Here is a 5,896-nt window from a genome sequence, read left to right on the forward strand (position 1 = left end):
CTTCCGGCTGGGCGGCCATTCGCTGCTGGCGGTGACGCTGATCGAGCGCATGCGCCGCGAAGACCTGCATACCGACGTACGCGCACTGTTCGATGCGCCTACGCTGACCGCGCTGGCCCAGGCGGTGGGTGGGACGCACACGCTGGTGACGGTGCCGGAAAACCGGATTGCACCCGGATGCGCATCGATCACGCCGGACATGTTGCCGCTAGTCGACCTGAGCCAGGGGGACATAGACCGAATCGTGCAGACGGTGCCGGGTGGCGTTGCCAATATCCAGGACATCTACCCGCTGGCACCTCTGCAGGAAGGGATCCTGTTCCATCATTTGATGACGAAGGAGGGCGACCCCTACCTGCTTGCCGGCTCCTATGGTTTCGATTCCCGCAAGCGCCTCGATGCTTTCCTCCAGGCACTGCAGTCGGTCGTCGACCGGCACGACATCCTTCGCACGGCATTCCTGTGGCAAGGCTTACCCGAGCCAGTCCAGGTGGTCTGGCGCCATGCACCAGTTGTCATTGAGGAAGTGACGATAGCTCCGGCGAACGGCGACGTCCTTGCGCAGCTCGAAACATTGGCAGATCCGCAGCACCGCCGCCTTGATGTGCGCAAGGCGCCGCTAATGCACGTGTATATTGCCCACGATACCGGGAACGATCGCTGGCTGTTGCGCCTGCTCAGCCATCATTTGTGGGGAGACCACACGACGCTGGACGTGGTGATGGAGGAAATGCAGGCGTTTCTTGCCGGGGGCTGGGACGCTTTGCCGGCACCGCTTCCGTTTCGCAATTTCATTGCTCAGACCCGCCTGGGAATCAGCCGTCAGGAGCACGAAGACTTTTTCCGTGACATGCTGAACGGTTTCGATACACCGACTATTCCGTTTGGACTGTCGGACGCGCGACGTGATGGGGTTGCCACGCACGAGGCAAAAGCCGTTGTCGATCCGGCGCTGGCGGCACGCGTGCGCCGGCGTGCCCGCGCGCAGGGAGTGAGCGCCGCCAGCATATTCCATCTTGCCTGGGCCAGGGTCCTTGCCGAGGTTTCAAACCAGGACGACGTGGTGTTCGGCACCGTGCTGTTCGGACGCATGCAGGGCGGCGCTGGCGCGGACCGGGTGGTCGGTCTGTTTATGAACACCTTGCCGTTGCGCCTGCGCGCTTCCGGAATGGGCGTCCAGACTGGCGTAAAAAACATCCATGCCGCGCTCTCGCGCCTGCTGCGTCATGAACATGCGCCGCTGGCGCTTGCCCAGCGCTGCAGCGCAATCGCAGCGCCGGCACCGCTTTTTAGCGCGGTACTGAATTACCGGCATAGCAACGTGGCTGTGCCTGCGGACGATGGCACCTTGCAGGCTTGGGAAGGTATCCAGTCACTGGGCAATCACGAGAGGACCAGCTATCCATTTACCTTGTCGGTCGACGATGACGGTGAGGATTTCTTCCTGACGGCACAGACCGAAGCGCCGGCCGATCCCGAGCGTGTCTGCGCCTATGTCCAGGTCGTACTCGCTGGGATGATGGACGCGCTGGAGCGACGGCCTGACCTGCCGGTCGAGCAGCTTGACCTGTTGACACCACAGGAACGCCACCAGCTGCAGGTGGACTGGAGCGGCGGCGAGGTCACATACCCGGCCGACCAATGCGTCCATACCTTGTTTGAGTTGCATGCGGCGCTTGCCCCGGACACGACGGCATTGGTGCATGAAGGCGTGACGCTGACCTACGGGGAGCTCAATGCGCGAGCCAACCGGTTCGCGCGGCATCTGCGCAAGATCGGCGTTGGCTTCGATGCGCGGGTGGCGCTTTGCATGGAGCGGGGCATCGACATGGTGGTGGGAGCGATGGCCGTACTGAAGGCTGGCGGCGGCTATGTGCCGCTGGATCCGGCCTATCCAGCGGAGCGGCTCGCATTCATGATAGAAGACAGCACACCGGTTGCCGTGCTGACGCATGCGTCCGTCGGCGGGCCCTTGCGGGCAATGCTCAATGCATCGCCGGCTCCGCTGCTCGACCTGGATACCCAGAGCGCATACTGGGCAGGCGAGGATGACGGTAACCTCGATGTTGCCACGCTCGGTCTGGCGCCGCACCATCTCGCTTACGTGATCTATACCTCCGGCTCGACCGGCAAGCCGAAGGGCGTGATGGTTGAGCACCGGCACCTATGCAGCCAGGTTACGGCACTTAGCCGGCACTGTACGCTTGGGCCGCAGGAAAGGATGCTGCAATTTGCGTCGATGAATTTTGACGTCTCGGTCGAGGAAATTTTTTGCGCGCTGAGCAGCGGTGCGACGCTGGTCCTGCGTACCCCGGCGTGGGTCGGTAGCGCCCGGACCTTTTGGTCGCTTTGCCGCGAGCACGATGTCAGCTGGGTCAACCTCCCGACACGATACTGGGAACAACTGGTTCAGGAAGACTTGTCCGATATTCCGGCCTGCCTGCGCCAGATGATCGTGGGCGGCGAGGAGATGGGCAGCGTGGCGCTCGGGCGCTGGCTCGCACATCAGGGTCACAAGCCGCGGCTTATCAATGCCTACGGACCAACGGAGACGACGGTTAATGCCGCGCTACATGATCCGCAGGCCGGCGCGGCAAATGGCAGGATCATCGGGCGGCCGATGGCGAACGCGCGCATCTACTTGCTAGACCGGAACAGGAAACCGGTGCCGCAAGGGGTGCAGGCCGAACTGTATATCGGCGGTGCAGGCGTCGCGCGCGGTTATCTGAACCGGGACGAGCTGACACAGGAGCGTTTCCTGCCCGATCCGTTCAGCAGTGAACCGGGCGCCCGGATGTACCGGAGCGGGGACCTGGGGCGTTACCTGCCCGACGGCAATATCGAGTTCCTAGGCCGCAACGACCAGCAGGTCAAGTTGCGCGGCTTTCGGATCGAGTTGGGAGAAATTGAAGCGAAGCTGCTGGAGCAGGATGGCGTGCGCGAAGCGGTGGTGCTGGCACGCGAGGACCGACCGGGCGACATGCGTCTGGTGGCTTATGTGACCAAGACGGAAGAGGCGCAGCTCGACAGCGAAGCGCTGCGTGTCAGTTTGCAAGCGATGCTGCCGGAGTACATGGTGCCGGCCGCGTATGTCGTACTCGACACCCTGCCGCTGACGCCAAATGGCAAGCTGGACCGGCAGGCACTGCCGGCACCGGAAGGCGATGCGTATGCAGTGCGTCCATACGAAGCGCCGCAAGGCGAAGTTGAAATCGCGCTGGCTACAATCTGGGCCGAGGTGCTGGCCGTTGAGCAGATCAGTCGTCACGACAACTTCTTCACCCTCGGCGGCCACTCGCTGCTGGCAGTCAAGGTCGCATCACGCGTGCGCCAGGTGCTGGGTGTGGAACTGGGCGTGACCGAACTGTTCACCCATACCAGCCTGTCGGCGCTGGCGACAGCCGTCGGCCAGGCYGCGCATGCGCAAAGCGAACTGCCAGCCATCACGCTGGCGTCGCGCGAGAGCCCGCTGCCGCTGTCGTTCGCACAGCAACGGCTATGGTTCCTGTCGCAGATGGAGGGCGTCAGCCAGGCGTATCACATCCCGCTCGGGCTGCGCATGCAGGGCACGCTCGACCGCAACGCATTGCAGCAGGCACTGGACCGCATCGTCGCCCGCCACGAAGCCCTGCGAACGACCTTCGTGCTGGAACAAGGCCAGCCGGTGCAGCGCATCGCCGCTGACACTGGCTTTATATTGCAGGAACACGACCTGCGCAACCAGAATGACGCCGAAGCCAAACTCGACGAACTGGCCGACGCTGAAGCTGCCGCACCGTTCGATCTGGCCACCGGCCCGCTGGTGCGCGGGCAACTGATCCGGCTCGCCGACGACGAGCACGTACTGCTGGTGACGATGCACCACATCGTCTCCGACGGCTGGTCGCAGGGCATTCTGGTCAACGAGTTCAGCGCGCTGTACAACGCGTATTGCGAAGGNGTACTGCTGGTGACGATGCACCACATCGTCTCCGACGGCTGGTCGCAGGGCATTCTGGTCAACGAGTTCAGCGCGCTGTACAACGCGTATTGCGAAGGACGCGACGATCCTCTGCCGTCACTGGCGATCCAGTACGCCGACTATGCGGCCTGGCAGCGACGCTGGATCGATGGCGAGGTGCTGCAGGCGCAGGCGACCTACTGGCAGCAGACGCTGGCCGGGGCACCCGCGCTGCTGGAACTGCCGACCGATCGCCTCCGACCACCGCATCCTGACGTCACTGGCGCCGGTGTCGACATTGAGCTGGACGTGGTTCTCACACGAGGTCTCCAAGACCTGAGCCGGCGCCATGGCACTACGCTGTTCATGACCGTGCTCGCCGGCTGGGCCGCCTTGCTGGCGCGTCTATCGGGACAGGACGACATCGTCATCGGCACGCCGGTGGCAGGGCGCACGCGCACGGAAGTCGAACCCTTGATCGGCTTCTTTCTCAATACGCTGGCGCTGCGCATCGACCTCGGTACCGGGCAGAGCGTTGCCGGCTTGCTCCGTCACGTCAAGGAACAGGTACTTGCGGCGCAAGGCAACCAAGATCTGCCGTTCGAACAGGTAGTGGAGGTGGTCAACCCGCCGCGTAGCGTCGCGCATCACCCCTTGTTCCAGGTCCTGATCAACTGGCAGAACAATCAGGTCTCCGAGCTCAAACTCAACGGACTGACACTGTCGTCGGCAGATGCGACCTATGACCTGACGAAGTTCGATCTGGCATTGAATCTGACCGAGATGGACGGACAGATCATCGGTGCCGTGACCTACGCCACATCGCTGTTCGACCGAGCCACTATCGAGCGCAGCATCGCGCAGTTGCGGCAACTGTTGCAGGCCATGGTGCTCGACGAACGCCAGCGGGTCGACAGCCTGCCTTTGCTGCCGGCGGCCGAACGCACACTGGTGGTCGACACCTGGAACGCGACGCAGCGTATGGGACGGCAAGGACGGCTGGTCCATGAGCTGTTTGCAGAACAGGCAACACGCACCCCGCAGGCGGTCGCAGTCGCCTGCGGCGCAGCGCATATTAGCTACCGCGAACTCGACGTCCAGTCCAGCCGCCTGGCGCACCACCTGCGCACGSTCGCCCTGTGCGTCGAGCGCAGCATCGACATGGTGGTGGGCATGCTCGCGATCCTCAAGGCCGGCGGCGCCTACGTGCCGGTCGACCCCGGCTACCCGGCCCAGCGCCTGGGCGCAATGCTGCAGGAATGCACGCCCACGGCCATCCTCAGCCGCAGCAGCGTCCTCCCGGCCATTGCTCCGCACGCCGGCGAAGTGCCGCTGATCGACCTSCAGGCTGATGCKGCCAACTGGCAAGACCAGCCGCACAGCGCACCGCAACACACGGGACTGGSTCCCGAACACCTGGCCTACGTGATCTTCACCTCCGGCTCGACCGGCACGCCCAAGGCGGCCCAGGTGCAGCACGGCGGCCTGCAGAACCTGCTCGACTGGTACCTGGACGACATTGGCGTGTCGCAGCAAGACCGGGTGCTGCTGGTCACCTCGCACAGCTTCGACCTGACCCAGAAAAACATTTTTGCCCCGCTGGTTGTGGGCGCCACGCTGCATCTGGCCGACGAACCGTTCGATGCCCAGGCGATCCTGGCGCAGGTGGCAGCAGCCGGCATCACCCACCTGAACATGGCGCCCAGCGCCTTCCATGCGCTGGTCGATGCCGATGTAGCCGCCCCGCGCCGGCGGCTGGGCAGCTTGCGCCGCCTGGTGCTGGGTGGCGAGCCGATCCAGCCGGCCAAGCTGGCGCTGCTGCCGAGCCCGCGCGCGCAAGTCATCAACAGCTAYGGCCCGACCGAATGCAGCGACGTGGTCGCCAGTTATTCATTGTCGGACGACCTGGAGCGCTACCAGGCGCACGGGGTGCCGCTGGGCAAGCCGATTCGCAAT

At 64.1% G+C, this 5,896-nt stretch carries 1 protein-coding gene and 1 pseudogene; both read left to right on the forward strand.

What is annotated here, in order from left to right; translation table 11 throughout:
• Window positions 1–7: 7 nt before the first annotated feature.
• Window positions 8–3,939, forward strand: a 3,932-nt coding sequence (locus tag ASE07_RS31020) for an amino acid adenylation domain-containing protein (RefSeq protein ID WP_442946138.1), incomplete at its 3' end; no start/stop codon positions are given.
• 1 nt (window position 3,940) lies between these two features.
• A pseudogene (locus ASE07_RS31025) lies at window positions 3,941–5,896 on the forward strand (non-ribosomal peptide synthetase); the annotation flags it as partial.

This window comes from Noviherbaspirillum sp. Root189 (assembly GCF_001428545.1).
Classification (GTDB): Bacteria; Pseudomonadota; Gammaproteobacteria; order Burkholderiales; family Burkholderiaceae_D; genus Noviherbaspirillum.